We start from the raw sequence: 20261 nt of genomic DNA, 5'->3' as shown, positions 1-20261 counted from the left end.
TGACCTCTCCCCCCTAATTAGCTACCATTTCATCAAAACTATTGATTCCTAACAGATTGCCGATCCGGTCCCTGATCGCTTCGGCAGTATGCAGCCTGTGCAAAACAGAAATGACTATTTCCGGATTACCGGAAAATCGTGTCAATGCTGGTCTAAACCGGTCTATTAGAGGCACTACTCGATCACCTTGAACTAACTTGTCGGCAAGAAATACCACAGCGGCCTCATCAAGTACATAGTCTGCTGAAAACTCCATATCCATGTGAGAAGCTACGATACCTGACAATGCCGGAAATCCCAGGCAGTTGATCAAGCGCCCGCCCCGCCTGGAATGATTAGGTTTACCCTTGGCCAGATCATGTACAAGCCCGCCGGCCACCACTAAATCCAGATTAAGATTAAGGCCCGCTTTGTTGAGTAATCCCGCTATGTGGCGCGCTACATCAGCAACAGCCTGCCCATGCCGCATTACTCTGCCATCAGCCTGATATTGATGCAACATAGCTATACATTCACTATAAGTAGGTATTTCCCGCCGCGCGTAAAAGTCTAGCAGCAGGCTGTAGTCTTCAGGCAGATCTATGTCAAGCACCACTCCCTGATCGGCCACTTCAACCTCTACTGCATCTAAACCAAACTGCGCCAATACACCGCGTAATCCGGCAGCGCCATTATCTTCCAGGATATGTTCAAAACACCGGGCACTAATCAGTGGCGGATGCCCCATCTGCCCATTAAAAACTGGGTAAACGACGGTTGGGGCCAGTTTCCGGTACGCCTGAACCAGCTTCTTAATGCTGTATCTGCGTATCAGCGGAGTGTCACCAGGCAGCAGTAGAAATGCCTCTGCATCACCGGCAAAAGTTCTTAGACCTGTAACAACAGAAGAAAACATCCCCTTAGCGTAGTCAGGGTTCTCAATAATACGTACATCAAGCCGGTCTAACACAGCATACAGTTCAGATGCCCGGTACCCGACCACTACCCGGATGTCCTGCACCCCGCCCTGACGCAAGCTGGCCACAGCAGTTTCAATAACAGTCTTGTCACCTAATGGTAATAGCGGTTTGAAATCCCCCATCCGTGACGAATAGCCTGCAGCCACAACCAGACCAACTATCTTACTTGTGCACATTTTCCCGCTCCGCCCTGACTTTAATCAGCTCAGCCACAATACTCACCGCTATTTCTTCCGGTGTCTCAGCCTCGATATTGATACCAATCGGCGAATATACCCGTATCAAATCTGCCGAACTATAGCCCTTTGCCTGTAAAACCGAAAACAACAGATCACGCTTCTTTTTGCTGCCGATCATTCCAATGTAGGCCGCTTCAGTCTGGAGTGCCTGTTCCAGCACAATCTTGTCATGAAGATGTCCCCTGGTCACAATGACAAGATAACTATTAGAGTTTATAGCCAGTTCAGGCAGGTGGGCGAAATTATCAATAACAATAATTTCTGCCAGAGGAAAACGCTCCTTATTGGCAAAGGCCGGACGGTCGTCGATTACTATTGTCTTAAAACCCGCCATATCTGTCAGCCTGGCTATCTGCTGTGAAACATGCCCTGCACCAAATAGATACACAACGCCTGCAGATCTAATCGGTTCGACAATAAATCGCCGGTCTTCTTTCGCATCGGCATGAATAGAAATCTTAGCTGGCCCGGATGACAGCTTGAGCATAAACTCAGGCTCACACTTAAACCTGCCTGTAATTGTACCATCATACTGAACAAGGCATTGTTGCCTTAGCTGGCACAATTGACCTCCCACCTGGTCATGGGCCAGTTCAGTAATCAGCCAGGCCTTCTTCCCTTGTTTAATGGCTGTGATGATTGCCTCATAAACCTGACGGTTGCTCTCATCTGCTGCGTCTATGTAATCCACAAGAATTTCACCAGCCCCGCCACAGATCATGCCAACACCGGCAGCGTCCGTTCCTGTCAGATCAAATTTTTGCAATAATGATTGTTTACTTTTATGGACTTTGTGTGCCAACTCTATCGTTTCAGCTTCCAGGCGTCCGCCTCCCACCGTACCGGTAATTGAGCCGTCAGCCTGAATAATCATCTTGGCTCCGGCTGAACGGGGCGCCGAACCCGAACTATTAAAGATAGTAGCCACAACAATGTTCTCACCAGCCGCAAGCAACCGGATTAAACCCTGGTAAAACCGTTTCATACACAACCTCCTACGCTTTAACGTCTAAGGTCAGATCTTTCTTCCCCTATAAGCTGTATCCGTTAGCTGACAGAATATCTCTGACTTTGTCAAGAGTTTGCAGCACAAGCTGCGGACAGCGCGACATCCTGTTAGCAGGGTTATCCTCTAGAATATCGTGACAGTTAATGCTGCCATACTGAGGCAGAGTCTCTTGTTCAAACCATTCCACAAGTTCTCTGACCATGTCATTAAGACGGCTGTCTTCCATTTCTTCAACGGTTCCCTTACCGGCGTAAAGTCCAATAAGGCAGGCCCCGCCAGTCAAAGCCCCACAGGCTTTGCCGCAAAACCCCATCCCGCCTATCAACCCCGACATAGCCCTCACTACATCCGGATTGTCCTTGCCTTGGGCCTCCAGCCCAATAATAAGCAGAATCTGACTACAGTAAAACCCTGCTTGTGACAGCTCCATCATTTTAAAAAACACTTCTGTCATTGTCTCCCTCCTTAACTGCACCGTGGCTGGTCCGGCCCCCGGCCAAGCAAACCACTGAGTTTTGCGAGAGCGGCTTCAGATAAGAGGCTAATCTGCGAGGGGGCAGCATCCATGGTCTCCCCATATAAGACAATTCCGTTATCATTCTCCAAATACCTTACCGGCAGGTTACGTCTAAACGTTTTGCCAGTGGTTTTATCAGTTACCTCAACAATAATAAAATCTGCTTCAATTTTGTCTACAGAGTTAGCTTGCTGCTCTTGTTCGTTCATCAGCTCAACCTCCAAACACATGTATTACTTGCCTGAAGAAAGTATCAATCGTGAGCCCATTTTACATTGCGGACAAACCCGCCCGTCCTGGGTCTCCTGACAGCTGCTGCAATAGACTGTAAAACATCTGCAGCATTGATACAAAGGTACATTAATTATTTTGGTATCACAGCGCGGACATGTATTGTTAGCCATAACTTTCACCCTTTCGTCTGGCGTTTTTCGGCCACCAGTAAAAAATATCCCATTTGTTTAGTGTTCTTTCCTTGTGATGTACATTGCCAAAGCGCATCCATTGAACCATATTCCATAAGAAAGCAAGCTACAAATTCCCGTAAATAGGCCGACTGGTCTTCCCATATCGTGATGTGAAAACCGATTTCCTCCAGCCGCTGCCTCAATTCTTTGCAACTAATAGTACCCGCTAAACAATCTGCTGCCGTATTGCGCACATACAGATCGGTGATCGCCAGTTTCCCCCCGCCAACAAGTATCCTGTGTATTTCTTGCAAAACCCTGTCGCTATCCTGCATAACCGACAAACTACACTCAGCTAAAACCCCGTCCATTGAAGCATCATCAAAAGGCAAAGATTCGCCGCTTGCCTGAATTAGTGGTAACCCGGACATGCGTACCCTTCCCTGCTCCAAACGTGACTCAGCTAAATCAACCCCCACTGCCTGCAACCGGCAAACAGTACATAAATATTCCACCGTAATTCCAGTACCGCAGCCAACATCCACGACCTTAGCCCCTGGTAAAAAGGCTGCGTAATCAACAACCCGCTTTGTTAATGTCAACCCGCCAGGATGCTGATGGATCATTACTTGTCCTCCAAAGCTGCTTCCACTTGCTTAATCTTACCATTGGCTAACTCCTCAGGTATGTACACTAAGCCACACTCAGAACATTTATATAGCTCGACCGGAAAGCTGCTCTCAAGATAAGTTAGCGTCACTTGTCCCAATGTCAGATGAATACCACATTTTACACAAACAATATCTATTTGTTGCTGACCTTTGAAATTACTCATCTGTCTCCTCCACTAACCGGTAATAATGAGTCGGTGGCAATAGGCATTGTGCACGACAAAACCATCATCCTGAGGCTGGTATGTGACCCAGTAAGTCACATTAGCCGGCTGAAAATAAGCGATATAGTACCCGCTCTCAGGGTCCTTAAGTTTATTGCCGCTGGTTTCTGCATGCTCAATTACCCGGGCTACATCATCAGCAAGAATCATTCTTTCTTCCATTATATGTAATACACTGTCAGGAATTATAACCTTAAACTTAGCTTGCGCTTCCATAGCCCGCTCACCCCATATCTCCCGCAATAGCGTTGTTTTCAGCCTGGCACGGTTTTCCTGACGCGCCGAATAGCCAGGACCTGCTTGCTCTGCAAGGTGGTTTAAGTCGCGCCCGAAGATTAGATCAAGTAAATGAAAAACCCGCTTGCCCTGACTGGCAAAATTATCGCGGCACATCACACAGTAAGTCAGATAGTCTGACTCGCTTTCCTTAATTCGTCTATTGATCACTTTATGCGCAACCTCTCTGTTGGCATAAATCATCAAGCCCCCATAACCGCAACAAACAGTAGTATCACGATTAAGCGGCAGCTCTTCCATTTGCTGGCCAAGTTTACCGATAATGCTTCGCACACTATTTTGCAGTTCAACCTCATCCCGGGTAGTGCAGCTATCATGAATTGCCAGTTTTTGTGGAAGGCTGACTACTGCCGTACCTTCAGGCAGCCCAATGCGGTCAACCACGGTCCACAGGCTTTCTACATCCATATCAGGGAAACTGTGTTTGAACATGCTATAACAGGTTGGACAGGCGGTGATTATCTTGGGACTTCCCAAGGTTCGCCAGTTTTGCCCGATAGCGTGAAGAGTATCCTGATACGTATTCTCTTGCCCGGCCCAATTGGCCGGAGCGCCGCAACACCCTAACATAAGCCCGACCCCGCCGGCTATTTTTTCACATAAAAAACTATAAACCTTTTGCACATAGTGTGGTGATGACGCGGCTAACTGACAACCGGGATAGAACACAATCGCACTTGCTGTAAAACCTGGCTGATGCCGGGCAAGTGTACACCTGTCGCTATTGCTAAACTGCATATCCTGTAAGGCAAAGTCATGGGCTGACGGTGGCATTTTCCCTTTGTCTACCATCATTTGCCTTGCCTGATGGCAAACCTCACCCATGTTTAATTCACCCGGACAAACGCGCTCACAAAGACCGCATAAGCTACAGGAATTAATCATCTTATTGGCATGGTGGATACCCATAACAATTGATAAATTATTATATATCTCACGCACATACCGCTTGGGATAAGCCCGGTAATGGGCTAAATATTCGCAGACTTTTACACATTCAAGACACTGGCACAACAAACAGCGTTTGGCTTCTGCGCAGGCTTCCTCCTTTGTGTAGCCACCGTCAGCAGCAGTGGCACATACCAATGGCTCGGGTTTTATTCCATCAATATTGGTATAAAGCGTGGTATTAAACGAACCTTCTTTTTCCCGGTTGGCAGTAAGTGATGCATTTTGGAATAACCGGTCAATTGAGATTGCGGCTATTTTACCATCAGCAATCGAGGTAATGGGTGAGTAGTCGTCCCCTGCCCGGCGAAGGCTGCCGCCGGCAAAAACCTTGCTAAGGCTTGTTGCCAACGATACCGGCTCCACCTTAATTCTTTCATTATCATCCAGTTGGAGACCTAGGTGTAAATAGGATTCCTGCTTACCAATCCCCAGATAGATGGCATCAAAGTCTGCGCACAGGCTATCTAACTCCATAACCGGTGTATTGACGTTAATTTCCAGCGCTAATTTTTCCATGATGGCCAAATCGGCATCAATTACTTCCAAGGGTAGTTTATTTCCCGGAAATCTCCGGATGCTGCCGCCCAATAATGCGGTTGCTTCAAAAACAACCACTTTATAGCCCTTACGGGCAAGTTCCACGGCAGCTGTCAGACCACTTAATCCTGCCCCGATAATCGCTACTTTGTGTTGTTTCGGTAGCGGCAGGGTGATTTTAATAGAATTGGTATTGTTGTCAACACACATTTTTTCCAAAGCCCGGATAAAAATAGGATCATCAAGCTCATTTCGCTTACAGGCTTTCTGACAGGGTTGATCACAAATCCTGCTAATAATCCCTGGAAAAGGAATTATTCTGTGAAACAAAGCAAAACCTGCCGTATAATCCCCGTTACGCACCGCATTAACCACGCCCCGGACATCAACATGAACCGGGCACCCGGCCGTGCAACCAGGTGGATTCTCTTGAACACACTGTGCTTCCCGTTGACGCAGTACTTTCTGATCCATACTGAACCACCCTTTCCCTGGTATAGGGAAACCTAAAACGAACTGAAAGCCAGACCGGTTTTCCAGTTCGTTTTAGGCCTATGCAGTTTCTTATTGTTTATTTGCCGCCGGCGGCTTCCTGTTTAGCACTAAGCGCTTCAAGGCCTGCCTTTATTTTTTCCGGTAAGGCAGGTACGGCGTAAATGCGTACACCGCAGGCATTATAAACAGCATTCAGGATTGCAGGATGTGGTGCAGTTAATGGACCTTCACCTACGCCGGCAGCACCATATGGCCCATGTTCACGCGGTGTAATATTGTAGATAATGTCCATTTCATCCGGTATATCCTGGACAAAGGGGAAACCACACGCAACCAGATTAGTGTGCTTCTTGAGATCATCAAAGTCTTCTGTCAAAGCAAGACCGATACCTTGTGCCAGACCACCATAGATTTGTCCGTCGGTAGTTGCTTTATTGGTTATTGTACCAATATCAGCGATTGTGGTAAATTTGACAACCTTGGCCTTGCCTGTCTTAATATCAACCTCAACCTCCGGCATGAATACCTCGTACATATATACAGCAAATGGATTACCCTTGGCAGTCTCTGGGTTGCAGTCAGTACACATTGAGGCAGCCCATTTGCCATCATAACGAAGTGGAATGTTCCCGGCTACCATTTCATCATAAGTACGATAGGTTCCATCCGGTTTGCGCATAGCATTAACTAACATTTCGCAGCCAACCCGGATTGCATTCCCGGTCATTACGTTTTGACGGCTGCCGCCTGACGGACCGCTGGCCGGAGTAAACGCCATATCATTCATTACCAGTTTGATTTGCTCTGGTGTTATCCCCATCTGACGGAGAGTTTCGTGAGCATGGGTTAAGGCAGCAAGATCAGCACCTTGACCATGGTCTTGCCAGGATGATCCGACTGAAACACCGTTAGGAGTCAGCTCAATCCAGGCCTGAGAACCATCCGGACCGTCAAGGCCGCAGCCATAAATACCCAATGACAGGCCTACACCACGTTTTTTCTCAGGGGTAGATAATTCTTTGCAGCGTTGTTGGGCTTCCTTCCACAATGGGCGGAGAGTATTGAACATATTTTCAAAGCAGAATGCTTCCGGTACTTGTTGGGTAGGCGTAGTAGCGCCAGGACGATAGATATTTTTAAACCGGAATTCCAGCGGATCCATCCCCAGTTTTTCTGCCAATTCATCCATGGCAATCTCTGAAGCCAGGAAGGCTTGCGGTGAGCCGTATGCCCGGAAAGCAGAACCCCAGGCGTGGTTGGTACAAACAGTGCGGCCTTTCCCCCGGATATTGGGTATATTATAGCCGGCGCCGGTAAACTGGGCCTGACGCAGCGTTGCCAAGTCACCAAACTCGCTGTACGGTCCATGATCCATTGCCCAGTCGGTTTCCAGAGCAAGCAGCTTACCTGATTTATCGGCAGCCATCTTGCATTTCATGTATACAGGCGAACGTTTACCGGTGTAAGTGATCATCTGGTACATGTTGAAGTTAAGAGAAACCGGTTTGCCGGTAGCCATGCAGGCCACACCCAATAAGGCTTCGTTAGTCGGGCTGAACTTGTACCCGAAAGTGGCACCGGTTGGATTGGCGACAAGCCGCAGTTTATCCGGTTCAATACCAATCCCCGGGCAAATCATGGCATGGTGTAAATGTAAGGCAATACTCTTGGAATGAATGGTCAGACGACCTTCCTCGTCATAGTAAGCGCACCCGCAATCAGGCTCAAGCGCCATATGTGGCTGGCGGCTGCAGTATGTATCGACTTCAACTGTTACTACATCGGAATCTTCCATAATGGGTTTGGTTTCTTCGCCTTTAACAACACCCTGTTCAAAGTAAATATTAGGTACGCCTGGATGAATTTCAATCGCATCAGGAGCCATAGCAGCCGGAGCGCTCATATATGCAGGCAGCACTTCTAAGTCAACGATAACTTTCTTGGCAGCTTCTCTGGCATGTTCCTCGGTATCAGCACAAACAATGGCTATCGCATCACCAAATTGGAATACTTTTTCATCACACAGAATTGGACGATCCCAGCCATCACCTTTGTTAGTCGGGAAAGTAATAAGTCCGGTAATACGGTTTTTACCTTTGACATCTTTATGGGTAATAACCTTATAAACACCAGGCATCTTTTCAGCCTCAGCGGTATCAATGCCTTTGATATTTGCATGAGAAACCTCTGCTTGCACTAAAGCCATCCGGAGAGTTCCCGGCGGCATCTGCAAGGCAACATCGGCACCAAAATCCCAGGTACCGGTAACCTTCTGCAGGGCAGACGGGCGATGGTAGGTAGTGCCGTAGATTTTATTGCCAACAGGCTGATACAGCAGTTCTTCTTTACGCATTTCCCCGCGAACAACCTTTGCAGCTGCCATCACCGCATCCACTAATGGCTTATACCCTGTGCACCGGCAGGCATTACGATTCTTTTGGAACCAGTTACGGACATCTTCTCTGGTGGGATTAGGGTTCTCATCAAGCAAAACCTTTGCCGATAAAATAAAGCCAGGGCTGCAAAAACCGCATTGAGCGCACCCATATGCCATCCAGGCAACCTGTAACGGATGAAGGTTATTGGGTGTGGCCAAACCCTCAATTGTAGTAATATTGGCCTCATCAGGCACTCTTTTCATTTTGACAACACAAGACCTTACTACTCTGCCATCCATAATAATCGAGCAAGTACCGCATTGACCTTGATTACAGCCAACTTTACACCCGGTCAGCAATAGTTGTTCCCTCAGCACACTTGCCAAACTTGCTTCAATGTCAACAATTAATGTTCTGGGTAAACCATTGATATTCAATACCTTTTTTTGCATCTGTTTTCTTCTCTCCTTTATTCATTACCTTATATCTCTGAGGACTGTTATGTCCCCGAAATACGCACGATCAGTTTGACAGTTTATCTTCCTTTACCAAAACCGCATTCAGGGTAGCGGCATTCTTCGCAGGACAGACACAAGCCACCATGCCCCAGCCTGGTGATATCTTTGCGCGATAGCTCCTCGCCGGCAAGCAGGCGTGGCACAACCAAATCAAAAATTGTACTTCTGTGATACATTACGCAACCTGGCAAACCGAGAACCGGTACTGTTCCAAAATACGCCAGCATAAACATCGCCCCCGGCAAGGTAGGTGCCCCATAGGTAATGATCCGGCCACCAGCTGCCCGGATACCTGAAGGGGTTACATCATCAGGATCAACCGACATACCGCCGGTAGTTACAATCATGTCGGCGCCAGCCAGCAGCAAGCTGTGAATTGCTTCAGCAATCATGGAAATATCATCAGGTACAAAGATTTGCTCAAGAATAGAACTGCCTAAGTGTTGAAACTTATCTGTCAGTACAGGCCCAAAACAATCTTTTATCCGGCCATGGTACACCTCGCTGCCGGTAGTTACAACCCCCACCTTACATGCGTGCAGTTGTTTGACCTCTACCACCGGATAATAAGCAGCACATATCTGCTCAATTTTTTGAAGCTTATTGGTCGGAATTACTAAGGGAATAATCTTGCAGCCTGCAACCTTGCGGTCAACATCCACCATCTGGTTTGAGTGCAATGTCGCCACAGCCATCTGATCAATATCATTGAGTCTTTCCAATGCCTCGGTATTTACCTTTAATAAGCCGCTTATCCCTGCTTTAATCTCAACCTTTCCCTCGGCGGCCTCTGCCAAAACCAGCCCCGGACCAGCCACCGCCTTGGCCAACCGTGCCGCTGCATCATTCTCATGAAGCTTTTGCTCATTTACTTCCCAGACGTAAATATGTTCTTTGCCAATCGTAAGCAACTTGGAAATATCCTCTTTCCGGATTATATGTCCTTTCTTAAACGCTCTTTCTTTACACTTGCCAGGAACAATTTCAGTAACATCGTGGCAGAGGACCATACCTTCCGCCTGATAGACGGGAACTACTCTCATCAACCACCCTCCCTTCTCAACTACATAACAAGTACGCCTATTATTCTCTTTAGCGTTATACCAGATATAATTGCAAGATTTATGCCAACTATAAAAACCCTATAAAAAAAGGAATCAACCGTCTCCTGACTGTTGATTCCTCCCTGTTTAGTGTTGCGCCATGCTACATTTGCCGCAACAAGTGTCACCTCAGAGTGACACTTGTTCCACCTTACACTTCAGTTCCTTATATATCGCATGTTGTTTCATTTTACGGTATAGCGTATTCCGCGAAACCCCCATATCGCGCGCTGTCATACTGACATTACCGCCGTGATTATACAGTAACTCAAGGATTTCTTGTTTCTCATTTTCATCCAGTACCCGCCGGCGCTGCTCACGCCGGCAAAAGGATTCAACAATATTAGCCGCAGGAAAATGCAGTCTCTCACGGCCTAGGCTGGTGCTGATGTTAGCAGTCTTGCAGTTGCATATCTCCTGTGGCAGATTGGCTAAAGTTACTGTTTGGCCTTCTGTCAGGCTGACGATCCGTTCTACCACATTCTGCAGCTCACGAACATTACCAGGCCAACCATATCGTACAATTCGCTCGGTGACCTCCGGACTAACGACAAATCTCCGGCAGTGCTTATCCTGTTTGTCTAAAAAATAGTTAAACAGGGCCACTATATCATCTGACCGCTCCCGTAGTGGCGGTATTGTAATGGATATAACATCAAGCCGGTAATATAAATCTTTGCGGAAAGTTCCTTTCTCCACTTCCTTCATTAAGCATTTATTGGTGGCACAAATTACCCTGACATCGACAGGAATTACCTTGTCACAGCCAATCCTGATTACCCTGCGCTCTTGCAAAACCCGTAATAGGGCCACTTGCTGTTCAAGTGGCATATCACCGATCTCATCCAAAAACAAGGTGCCACCACAGGCAAGCTCGAATTTTCCCGGTTTTCCACCACGTTTGGCCCCAGTGAAAGCACCTTCCGCATAGCCGAACAGCTCACTCCCAATCAACTCACGAGGTATTGCCCCACAGTTTACTGCAATAAATGGCCCGGCTTGACGGTTACTCCGGTTGTGAATGGCCTGGGCGAATATCTCTTTTCCGGTACCGCTTTCCCCTTGCAGCAATACATTCGACATAGTGGTAGCAGCAAGAGATGCTACCCTGACGGCTTCCAGCAGGGATTTACTCCCGCCAATTATGTCACTAAACTGCAAAGTCCCGTAATGCCCGCTGAACCGGTTTACCAGGCTTTGAATCTGTTTGATGGGACGCAAAATAATAACCCCGCCGGTTACTGTCCCTTGCGCATCGGTAACCGTTTCGCCTGAGGCCAGGCAATGAATCAGCCCCTGACTGGTATCCAGCATAATTTCCACTTCAGCACACGCTTCTTTACGTTTTAGCATTTTTTCAATAAGCGCGTTTTTAGTCCCTAAAATACTCTCTACTTGAATTCCTGGTTTCACCTCAGTTTTATTTAGACCAGAGCCCAAAATCTGTTTTGCTACCGGATTTAGTTCACTAATTACACCAAATTTATCAACTAATATCACACCATCTGACATCGTATTGAAGATATTGGTAAGACGATTATTAATTACGCTTAATTCATTGTTCTTTTTCTGAATACTAATTTGAGCCATGATTGCCTCCGCTGCTGCCACAACCATGCCCAAGGTATGAAGGTGGGCAGCCGTTGCCGCCCCGGAAACATCCAGGATTCCCAGAACCTCGCCATGTGCATCAAGAATCGGGGCCGCAGAGCAGGTCAACGAGTGATGTTCAAAACAGTAATGTTCAGAACCTGATACCTGAATAGGTTTTTTTATAACCAATGCGGTCCCAATTGCATTTGTACCTACTTGCGATTCACTCCAGCTGGCACCGCGAAAAAAACTTACTGTCATCGGATTAGTTAATGCATCCTCATCACCAAACAATTCCATAATATACCCACGCCTGTCTGTTAACACCACAACAAAACCGGACCCTTCGACTACCTCATACAGATTGGTCATAAATGGTTTAGCAATGTTAATAAGCTCCCGGTTTTCCCTTAGCATCACCCGCAGACTGATACTGTCAAGCTGCGAATGAATACAGAGATCATTAGGATTAACCCGGACATGGCGACATCGCATCCATGAGTCGAGAATTTCGGTTCTAATGGAATAATCATAGGCTTTGTCGGTATTAGGAATAGCCGTGGTAAATTGTTGCCAAGCGTCAGAAATGTAATTAGTACTGGTTTCGACATAAAAACTCATATACTCACCTGCCTGTTCTTGATATTTTGATTCCAGGTTACTTTTGACTAGCGTGAGCGAGTAAACCCATAGCAACAAAAAACAGAGTCCGCCCAAAGAAGCGAGCACCCTGTCCTCATAATAGGTAGCACATACTCCTTTCTTATCGGGAGGCCTACCAGTTTCCCGGCTAAAACCATCGATCTGATTATCATATTTTTGATTAGATAATCAGGTCGGAGTGACTAAATATTCAATTTATTCTAAATACATTTATTCGTTATCAATTCAAAAAATCCTGCTCCTCAGCAGAATAATTTCCATAAATGGAAAAACGCTACAGTTTCACTGTAGCGCGAATATCCTTATCCATATATACAGTTTCAAGCTCATCTGTATTTTCCTGTCGGATCAGAAAGCCTTGACTGAGCCAAAACGGATAGCCGCCAGGCAGAAATTTGTGGGTGTGAAGACAAATAGTCTGATACCCCTGTACCCGGCAATATTCTCTGATAGCAGCCACCAGCTGGCAGGCAATCCCCTTACGGCGCAGCGAGCTTTTCACATAACATCGCGATAGCTCCGCTGTAACCCGGATATCATAACACCCCTCTACGGCGGCAATCCGGTCATCATATGGCCTGATGGCCACAGTTCCGGCCACTGTACCGTTGACATCAAAAGCAGCAAATAAGGCTGCATTCTCCGGTAAAATATAAGCTTCTTCCATATGTGCCAAATCCCAGCGATCAGCTACACCGGTTATACTGGGGTATACTTCATACAACATAGGAATAATAAAATCAAGTGTCGGCCCGATATCAGCCGGGGTAATCCTACGGATGCACCAATCATTATACTTAATCTCCATAATCAACCTTCTCCCTATTTTTAAGATTCTCAGCTTGCGTCACCTAAACAAACCCGGGTGAGTTGTCAGCTTGAGCTCCCTACCGGTTGAGCAGGCAGCACAGCAGCTAAAAGCGCCTTAGACACCGGGTGGGTAAGACAGTTGATATCATCTATATTGTCCAGCCTCTCCACAACCTCACCTAAACACATAACGGCCAGCCGGTCGGCCAAATGGGCTACTGCCGCAAGGTCATGTGAAATGAAAATATATGACATGTTGAGCTCATCCCGCAAATCAGACAATAAATCAAGGATCTGAGCCTGTACTAATACATCCAGGCTGCTGACTGCCTCATCAAGGACAATCAGCTTCGGCCGCAATGAAATTGCTCTGGCAATACATACCCGCTGCAGCTGCCCGCCGCTGAATTGATGCGGGTACTTAGAAGCATCCTCCGCCTTAAGCCCGACAAGCTCTAATAACTCCCCCACTACCCGAAGCTCGTCGCGGAGGTTTAAGCGGGCAAAATTGTTTAGCGGTTCAGCAATACTCGCCCCGGCAGTTCTGCGCGGATTTACCGAACTAAAGCAGTCTTGGAATACTACCTGCAGATCGCGGCGCACTTCCCTGATGGCCGTTTTATCCTTACCATATAAATTAACCCCTTGAAAGAGCACTTCCCCACAATCAGGCTTCTCAATTCCCAGAATAATACGGCCCAAAGTGCTCTTACCAGAGCCACTTTCTCCGACAAGACCAAGACACTCCCTTGCCGCCAGGGAAAGGGTTATTTGCTTATTCGCCTGAACCTTCCTTCCCTGCTTGAAGATGCCACCACCATGAAAGTGCTTACTGACTCCCCGTAATTCAAGCAGTGGTTGGGTTACTGCCATTAAACAACCCCCATTTGAGCACCGTTTATGTCCAGACAGCGCACCCAGTGCCCGCTGGCATTAGCCGTCACTTGCTTCGGAAATGTTATACGGCAAACCGGACTAACCCGGGGACAGCGTCCGGAGAAACCGCAGCCGGAGGCTGAAGAACTCGCCTCAATCGCCGCTGCCGGTAGCAGGGACAGGCGTTTTCGGCGCGGTAAGCCAATACGGTTCCGTGCATTCATCAGTGACTGGGTATAAGGATGAAGAGGCTGGGCAAATAGTTCGCTAACAGATGCTTGTTCAACAATTTGCCCACCAAACATAACAGCTACTGAATCTGCCAAACGGGCAATGACCCCCAGGTCATGTGAGATTAGCAGAATACTTGTACCAAACTCACGCCTGACTTCAGCCAAAAGGTCAAGAATCTGAACCTGCGCGGTAGCATCCAAAGCAGTGGTTGGTTCATCAGCAATAATAAGATCCGGTTGCTGCGCCAAAGCAATGGCAATAATAACGCGCTGCAGCATACCACCGCTTAATTCAAAAGGGTATTGCCTTAGCAATAATCTAGCCTCCGGCAGCCCCACTCTTTCCAGATATTCTATCGCAGCCACCTGGGCAGCCCGGGTGTCAGTTTTACCGTGGGCGAGCAGAGTCTCGATAAAGTGATCACCAATTGTACGAATGGCATCAAAGGCACTCATCGGATTCTGCATGATTAGCGCAATTCTATCACCGCGAAGTTCCCGCCATTTTGCAGTTGCCAGGCCATCAAGACTTGTCCCGGCAAGCCGTATATGGCCACCTGTCTGTGATATGCCTGCAGGCAAGAGATTTAAAATTGACAGGCAGGTCAGTGTTTTACCACAGCCGCTTTCGCCTACCAACCCAAAAACTTCACCCTGTTCTATCTGAAAGCTAAGTTGTTGCAGTACAGGCATAACCGTTTCTTTGCGTTTAATAATAACCTCCAGGCCTTCTACCGCAAGCAGTGGTTGCTTCGTCATACACTGTTCCGCCTTTCTTATCGTTTTTCCATAGGGTCAATCATATCCCGCAAGGCGTCACCCAGGAGATTAAAAGCCATTACTACACTCAAAATCATAAAACCCGGATAGGCCATCAGCGAGGGATATCCCCGCAAAAATTGGCGACCGTCATTAATCATAGCTCCCCACTCCGGTGTGGGCGGTTGAATCCCTAAGCCTAAAAAGGACATCCCGGCAATATGTAAGATAACCCAGCCAACATCAAGGGTAGCAAGCACCGCAATCTGGGGAAGAATATTCGGTAAAACATGCTTGGCAATAATCATGGATTGTGACGTTCCGGCAACTTTAGCAGCCAGAACATAATTTCTTTCCTTCAGACTGAGTACCATACCCCGAATCATTCTGGCATACCAGGCCCATTGGGAAAGAGCCATAGCCAGGACTACGTTGGGTAAACCGGGCCCCATTACCCCAACTAAAGCTAATGCCAGGATAAGACTGGGAAATGCCAAGAATATATCACATAGCCGCATAATAATAGCATCAACCCTGCCGCCGGCGTAACCTGACACGGCCCCTACCACAGTGCTAATTGCAAGAGTTACTGACATAACAGCAAAGGCTGCCCCCAGTGAAACTCTGGCGCCGTAAATAAGGCGGGATAACATACAGCGACCAAGGTGGTCAGTCCCTAGAGGATACTCCGCATCAGGCAGCATCAATTTTCGTTCTAAAGACACATCGTTTGGATCATGTGGTGCTATAGACGGTGCAAAAATAGCCAAAAAGATATTAAACACTATAATCAGCAGGCCAAACACCACTAGACTGCGTTTTATCTCAAGTTTCTGAAAAAACGCTGCTGCCATTGTGTTCATGATGACTCCCCTTTCAGGCGAATCCGCGGGTCAAGCCAGGCATAGGCAATATCAACAAGCAGGTTCGCTATTACAAAAACTACAGCCATCATTAGTACAAAGCACTGTACAACCGGATAATCCCGGTTCAAAATAGCGGACACGCAAAACCGGCCAATCCCTGGCCAGGCAAACACACTCTCCACAATTACTGAGCCGGACAGTAAATGCCCGATACTCATCCCAAGTGCGGTCACAACAGGCAGCATGGCGTTTTTTAGTACATGCCGGCCAATAATCCAGCTTTCTTTTAGCCCCCTGGCCCTGGCATACAGAACAAACGGCTGATCCAGGTTCTCCAGCATGCTTGTTCTCAGGAGCCTGATATAGGTGGCAATATAGCTAAATGAGAGCGTTATCGCTGGAAGAATGAAATGCTCCCACGAGCCCCGCCCCAAAGTCGGCACAAGGTCAAGTTTAAGTGCAAAGAAATACATCAACATAAAACCAAGCCAAAAATTGGGCATAGCCGCACTGGTAAAGGCAATTAACCGGCAGAAATTATCAAACCAGCCGTCTTTGTACAGTGCTGAAAAAATGCCCATCGGAATACTAATGATAAGTGTAAAAAGTAATGATACACCGGCTAATTGAGCGGTCGCCGGCAGCAAGAACATCATTTCGTCCCACACAGGTCTATGTGTGGCATATGATTTACCAAAGTCAAGCGTGAGTGCCTTTACCAGCCACTCCCCATACTGGACAACAAGCGGGCGGTCAAGGCCAAATTCCTCCCTGACTGCTGCTACTGCAGCCTCTGTCGGCGGGATCTGGGAGAGTCTCAAATACGCCTCCGCCGGATCACCCGGCGTGAGGCGTAATATGAGAAACGTAATAATTGAGATACCCACCAGTACCGGGATTAGGCTAAGCAGGCGTTTGACAATATAATCAAACATGCTGCCTACCTCAATTCTAAATAATTTACTGGATATCGATGTTTCCGAAAGGAATCTCATACTGACTTCCCATAAAGGTAACGCCAGTCACATTTTTAGGATAGACAGCAAGATTGGCCAGGTAAGACAGCGGTAAATATACGGCCTGTTCATGAAGCGTTGTGAAGATATGTTTGTACAACTCCTGCCGCTTGGTTTCATCGGTGCTAACCAGTACTTCTGTAGCCAGCTTATCAATCTCAGCCTTCATAGGAAGGCCTAGTTGGGCCTGATAATCAGCATGAGCCGGCTCGCGCATCGATCCCACCAGGGAATGCGGGTCATAGGGCGCGCCCCAGGTATCGCCATAAATAATATTAAAGTTTCCGTCTTTTTGCCGTTGATCAAGCGCCCCCTGTTCCTCGCCAGTAAGTTTAACCTTTACCCCAATCTTCTTAAGGTCGCCCTGAAGCACTTCGGCGACAGACTTTTGGATGGCATTCGTGCTTTCAAAACAGAATTCCAGTTCAAGTGGTTGTCCGTCTTTTTCGCGGAATTCCTTGCCTTGGACTACTCTCCAGCCAGCTTCGTCCAGCAGCGCTTTTGCTTTATCTTCACTATATTCATAAGGTTTTAAACCTAGATTACAGTAGGGGAAGTTTGTGGCAAGCAGGGTATCGGCCTTATGCTCAGTGCCAAAGAGGACACCCTTAACAAAGGCATCTTTGTTAAAAGCATGCTGCAGGGCTTGCCGGACTTTGAGCTCTTTAGTCACGCCTTTGTTAGAATTGATGGCTAGGACCCGGGTTGCCAGCGGCTCAGACAGCTTGGTTTCATATTTGCCGGAAGCCTGCAGTTGTTTGAAAGCATCCAGACTAATACTGCCATTGCCATAGAGCAGATTAAGCTCCTTCTTTTCAAACGCAACAACGCGAGATTCACTGTCAGGAATTATTTTTACTACTAATTTATCGACCTTGGGCTTTGTTCCCCAGTAATGCTCATTGCGAACAAATACCGCCACTTCGCCTTGTTTATATTCACTTAGCACCCAGGGGCCTGTACCAACCGGCTTTTTGATGCCCTCGCCCGTATTGCCGTTATCAGGAAAGGCCGAAGGTGCCAGAAAGCGAATAGGGCGGATTAGTGCTAACTCCTGCAACACAGGATAATACGCATCTTTAAGCACAAGCTTGAAGGTATTGTCATTAATAACCTGTGTTTCTTTGATTTGTCGAATAAATGCCAGCCAGTCATGACGTTTATTGTTAGCCAGTACTGCATCAAAATTCTTCTTGACAGCCGCCGCATTAAAGACAGTGCCATCAGAGAACTTTACGTCTTTTCGCAGTTTAAATACATACTCTTTACCATCTGGAGAGATTGTCCAGCTTTCAGCCAACCAGGGAACAATTTTCCCCGAATCACTGTATTGGACTAAGGACTCATACACTAAGGCTTGCGCAAACATCTGATTAGGATTATACATATGCGGGTTTAAAGCGCCAATATCTTTCGCCCAGGAAAAATTCAATACCTTTTCTTTGGCCGGAGCCTGGCTTGTCTGCGCCCCACAGCCAACAAGCAAACTCACCAGAAGTATTAAAGAAATGAGTAATGCAGCATACCTTTTAAACTTTTGAAACGGTTTTGTTGTTTCCGACATGTTTACCTCTCCCTTGTAATTTGTTATTTCAAACATAACCCCTGCCAGACATCTACCCTTCCTAAATTCCCATAAAAATCCCCATAAAAAAAGGCATGAAAACCAGCAGACTTCACGTCCACAATGGCTTCATGCCTAATTATTATTTTAAGGTCCTACTATAATTGTATTGATAGAGTTTTCAAACTCTTATTCCTCTCACTTATTGTACAATGGTGCCAGCTTTTTGTAAATAGTGAAAAATTTATCTTTCTTTTTAATTTAGTATTGTCATTTTAGCAAATATGGTCTATACTAATCTCAAATAGCATGAATGCTATGAATTATCGATTATTAAGACAATTAGACAGTCGGTAGCACAACCATGAAGGGGATTGGTCAAGAATGACCAGCTTTTTCGTGGTTTTTATTTTTTACTCAAAAATTTAAAAAGGAGGTGCATACCATGTGCCAAATCAACGCGAAATTTACACTTGCCCAAATGGGTGACATCAGTCAGGTAAAACAATCATTAGAAGCAATGGAAACAGTGAACGATGTCAATATTAGCGATAATGTTTTATCCCTATCCTTTAACCACCACAAATATACCGAACGTGAACTTGCCAGAGCCATTGAAACTCACGGCTTTAAAGTTCAATCTGTTGAATAACTTAGCATATCCTCCTCCTTGTATAATTAGACAGTTCCAGGGTTTCGCCCCCTGGAGCTGTCTATTATTCTTTGTTACAATAAAACTATGGCATACTTTGCTCAAATTTATCATGACTTGTATTTGCGCCTAGTTCATTAAACTCCACCAGCGAGCCTGCGGGAAATACCAGACGGGCTTCCTGTCCGTTAAGCAGCGTCGTAGCATCTTTTACTGTTCCGGCAACCACTTCTCCGGTTTCATTAAAGGTAACCGTTTTGTCTTTGCTAAATTTAATAAACCCGGCTGTATCATCTCCAGTAAGCAGCTTTTGCCAGCCAACCGGCCGCAGGTAGGTATCCTCATCCAAGACACCGGATACAATCGCACCAGAAGGATAAAAAACCAGAACGGTATCGCTTTTAAATGTCACAAACCCATATCTGCCGGCAACTAAGCGAATAGTCGCCTTGTCGGCGATTGTTCCGGAGATAATGTCGCCCTGTTCACTAAAGGTGACAATAGTGCCGCCTTTATATAACAGGTGCCCATAACCGGGAATAACCACATTATAGTCCCTGCCAATAAACGGCCGGTAGTAAAAACGGTGAAAATACGGGCTAATATCCGCGTGGACAGTTGTAGAGTAATAATCATTAATCACCCGGTCCCCGCCGCGGGGCGGCAGCAATGTATCCTTGTCCAATGTCCCGGAAACAACTTCTCCGAGTTCATTTAAGCTGACTGTAGTATTTTTCCTGAATTTGATGAAGTCACCAACACTCCAGCCCTGCGGATGAAGTTTGGTATCTTTGGGCAGCGTTCTGGATTCAGCCAATGCCCCGGGCATTGTTAAAGAAAGATAGATCAGACTCCCCATTACGCATAGTAGCAACCGGACAAATAAGCGATGAATCATAGGATTTTCACCTCCTGTTTTTATAT

At 46.7% G+C, this 20261-nt stretch carries 18 protein-coding genes; 1 reads left to right on the top strand and 17 read right to left on the bottom strand.

The genetic code is table 11. The annotated features are described in order from the left end of the window. Positions 1–13: 13 nt before the first annotated feature. From VN379_RS19285 to nikA, 16 genes are all read right to left on the bottom strand, one after another. Positions 14–1135, bottom strand: a complete 1122-nt coding sequence (locus VN379_RS19285; protein ID WP_325536828.1) for a DVU_1551 family NTP transferase — start codon at positions 1133–1135, stop codon at positions 14–16. Further along, the gene (locus VN379_RS19280) at positions 1122–2183 is read right to left on the bottom strand and encodes an XdhC family aldehyde oxidoreductase maturation factor (RefSeq protein WP_325536826.1); all 1062 of its coding nucleotides are present in this window, start codon (positions 2181–2183) and stop codon (positions 1122–1124) included. The genes VN379_RS19285 and VN379_RS19280 overlap by 14 nt, the downstream gene beginning before the upstream one ends. Before the next feature lie 46 nt (positions 2184–2229). After that, positions 2230–2661, bottom strand: coding sequence for a DVU_1555 family C-GCAxxG-C-C protein (locus VN379_RS19275; protein WP_325536824.1), 432 nt, complete (start codon positions 2659–2661; stop codon positions 2230–2232). Between the two features lie 11 nt (positions 2662–2672). Then, positions 2673–2933 (bottom strand): hypothetical protein, encoded by a 261-nt coding sequence (locus VN379_RS19270; RefSeq protein ID WP_325536822.1) that lies wholly within the window; start codon positions 2931–2933, stop codon positions 2673–2675. Between the two features lie 200 nt (positions 2934–3133). Next, the gene (gene trsM, locus VN379_RS19265) at positions 3134–3757 is read right to left on the bottom strand and encodes a DVU_1556 family methyltransferase (RefSeq protein WP_325536820.1); all 624 of its coding nucleotides are present in this window, start codon (positions 3755–3757) and stop codon (positions 3134–3136) included. Beyond that, positions 3757–3966, bottom strand: coding sequence for a DVU_1557 family redox protein (locus tag VN379_RS19260; RefSeq protein ID WP_325536818.1), 210 nt, complete (start codon positions 3964–3966; stop codon positions 3757–3759). The genes trsM and VN379_RS19260 overlap by 1 nt, the downstream gene beginning before the upstream one ends. A 12-nt stretch (positions 3967–3978) precedes the next feature. Further along, entirely contained in the window at positions 3979–6285 is a 2307-nt protein-coding gene (locus tag VN379_RS19255; protein ID WP_325536816.1) for a pyridine nucleotide-disulfide oxidoreductase/dicluster-binding protein, read from the bottom strand. Positions 6286–6382: 97 nt separating this feature from the next. Beyond that, entirely contained in the window at positions 6383–9136 is a 2754-nt protein-coding gene (locus VN379_RS19250; protein WP_325536814.1) for a molybdopterin-dependent aldehyde oxidoreductase, read from the bottom strand. Positions 9137–9219: 83 nt separating this feature from the next. Continuing rightward, complete coding sequence (locus VN379_RS19245) at positions 9220–10245, bottom strand: molybdopterin-binding protein (RefSeq protein ID WP_325536812.1); 1026 nt, start codon at positions 10243–10245, stop codon at positions 9220–9222. Between the two features lie 189 nt (positions 10246–10434). After that, entirely contained in the window at positions 10435–12519 is a 2085-nt protein-coding gene (locus VN379_RS19240; RefSeq protein ID WP_325536810.1) for a sigma-54-dependent Fis family transcriptional regulator, read from the bottom strand. Positions 12520–12835: 316 nt separating this feature from the next. Beyond that, positions 12836–13369 (bottom strand): GNAT family N-acetyltransferase, encoded by a 534-nt coding sequence (locus tag VN379_RS19235; protein WP_325536809.1) that lies wholly within the window; start codon positions 13367–13369, stop codon positions 12836–12838. A 65-nt stretch (positions 13370–13434) separates the two neighbouring features. Beyond that, positions 13435–14244, bottom strand: a complete 810-nt coding sequence (locus VN379_RS19230; protein WP_325536807.1) for a dipeptide/oligopeptide/nickel ABC transporter ATP-binding protein — start codon at positions 14242–14244, stop codon at positions 13435–13437. Continuing rightward, the gene (locus tag VN379_RS19225; RefSeq protein ID WP_325536805.1) at positions 14244–15239 is read right to left on the bottom strand and encodes an ABC transporter ATP-binding protein; all 996 of its coding nucleotides are present in this window, start codon (positions 15237–15239) and stop codon (positions 14244–14246) included. The genes VN379_RS19230 and VN379_RS19225 overlap by 1 nt, the downstream gene beginning before the upstream one ends. Before the next feature lie 17 nt (positions 15240–15256). Next, on the bottom strand, positions 15257–16102 hold the full coding sequence (nikC, locus tag VN379_RS19220; RefSeq protein ID WP_325536803.1) for a nickel ABC transporter permease subunit NikC: 846 nt from the start codon (positions 16100–16102) through the stop codon (positions 15257–15259). Then, on the bottom strand, positions 16099–17040 hold the full coding sequence (nikB, locus tag VN379_RS19215; RefSeq protein ID WP_325536801.1) for a nickel ABC transporter permease subunit NikB: 942 nt from the start codon (positions 17038–17040) through the stop codon (positions 16099–16101). Before nikB ends, nikC begins: the two co-directional genes overlap by 4 nt. 25 nt (positions 17041–17065) lie before the next feature. After that, entirely contained in the window at positions 17066–18685 is a 1620-nt protein-coding gene (gene nikA, locus VN379_RS19210) for a nickel ABC transporter substrate-binding protein (protein WP_325536799.1), read from the bottom strand. Between the two features lie 445 nt (positions 18686–19130). On the opposite strand from nikA, the gene VN379_RS19205 reads away from it, so the two are divergent. Then, on the top strand, positions 19131–19337 hold the full coding sequence (locus VN379_RS19205) for a hypothetical protein (protein ID WP_325536797.1): 207 nt from the start codon (positions 19131–19133) through the stop codon (positions 19335–19337). 85 nt (positions 19338–19422) lie between these two features. On the opposite strand, the gene VN379_RS19200 is transcribed toward VN379_RS19205, so the two are convergent. Beyond that, on the bottom strand, positions 19423–20235 hold the full coding sequence (locus tag VN379_RS19200) for a hypothetical protein (protein WP_325536795.1): 813 nt from the start codon (positions 20233–20235) through the stop codon (positions 19423–19425). Positions 20236–20261 lie beyond the last annotated feature (26 nt).

Origin of the sequence: Sporomusa sp. (assembly GCF_035561255.1) — a bacterium.
In the GTDB taxonomy this organism is placed as follows: Bacteria; Bacillota; Negativicutes; order Sporomusales; family Sporomusaceae; genus Sporomusa.
Note: the sequence above shows the minus strand (reverse complement) of the source record. Positions and strands in the feature narration are given on the sequence as shown.

What these genes read in the sequence shown, in the direction of transcription:
- VN379_RS19275 (WP_325536824.1), bottom strand. Translation starts at nt 2,661, where the DNA reads ATGACAGAAGTGTTTTTTAAAATGATGGAGCTGTCACAAGCAGGGTTT.
- VN379_RS19280 (WP_325536826.1), bottom strand. Translation starts at nt 2,183, where the DNA reads ATGAAACGGTTTTACCAGGGTTTAATCCGGTTGCTTGCGGCTGGTGAG.
- VN379_RS19260 (WP_325536818.1), bottom strand. Translation starts at nt 3,966, where the DNA reads ATGAGTAATTTCAAAGGTCAGCAACAAATAGATATTGTTTGTGTAAAA.
- VN379_RS19235 (WP_325536809.1), bottom strand. Translation starts at nt 13,369, where the DNA reads ATGGAGATTAAGTATAATGATTGGTGCATCCGTAGGATTACCCCGGCT.
- VN379_RS19205 (WP_325536797.1), top strand. Translation starts at nt 19,131, where the DNA reads ATGTGCCAAATCAACGCGAAATTTACACTTGCCCAAATGGGTGACATC.
- nikB (WP_325536801.1), bottom strand. Translation starts at nt 17,040, where the DNA reads ATGTTTGATTATATTGTCAAACGCCTGCTTAGCCTAATCCCGGTACTG.
- nikC (WP_325536803.1), bottom strand. Translation starts at nt 16,102, where the DNA reads ATGAACACAATGGCAGCAGCGTTTTTTCAGAAACTTGAGATAAAACGC.
- VN379_RS19250 (WP_325536814.1), bottom strand. Translation starts at nt 9,136, where the DNA reads ATGCAAAAAAAGGTATTGAATATCAATGGTTTACCCAGAACATTAATT.
- VN379_RS19285 (WP_325536828.1), bottom strand. Translation starts at nt 1,135, where the DNA reads ATGTGCACAAGTAAGATAGTTGGTCTGGTTGTGGCTGCAGGCTATTCG.
- trsM (WP_325536820.1), bottom strand. Translation starts at nt 3,757, where the DNA reads ATGATCCATCAGCATCCTGGCGGGTTGACATTAACAAAGCGGGTTGTT.
- VN379_RS19225 (WP_325536805.1), bottom strand. Translation starts at nt 15,239, where the DNA reads ATGACGAAGCAACCACTGCTTGCGGTAGAAGGCCTGGAGGTTATTATT.
- nikA (WP_325536799.1), bottom strand. Translation starts at nt 18,685, where the DNA reads ATGTCGGAAACAACAAAACCGTTTCAAAAGTTTAAAAGGTATGCTGCA.
- VN379_RS19200 (WP_325536795.1), bottom strand. Translation starts at nt 20,235, where the DNA reads ATGATTCATCGCTTATTTGTCCGGTTGCTACTATGCGTAATGGGGAGT.
- VN379_RS19270 (WP_325536822.1), bottom strand. Translation starts at nt 2,933, where the DNA reads ATGAACGAACAAGAGCAGCAAGCTAACTCTGTAGACAAAATTGAAGCA.
- VN379_RS19230 (WP_325536807.1), bottom strand. Translation starts at nt 14,244, where the DNA reads ATGGCAGTAACCCAACCACTGCTTGAATTACGGGGAGTCAGTAAGCAC.
- VN379_RS19255 (WP_325536816.1), bottom strand. Translation starts at nt 6,285, where the DNA reads ATGGATCAGAAAGTACTGCGTCAACGGGAAGCACAGTGTGTTCAAGAG.
- VN379_RS19245 (WP_325536812.1), bottom strand. Translation starts at nt 10,245, where the DNA reads ATGAGAGTAGTTCCCGTCTATCAGGCGGAAGGTATGGTCCTCTGCCAC.
- VN379_RS19240 (WP_325536810.1), bottom strand. Translation starts at nt 12,519, where the DNA reads ATGAGTTTTTATGTCGAAACCAGTACTAATTACATTTCTGACGCTTGG.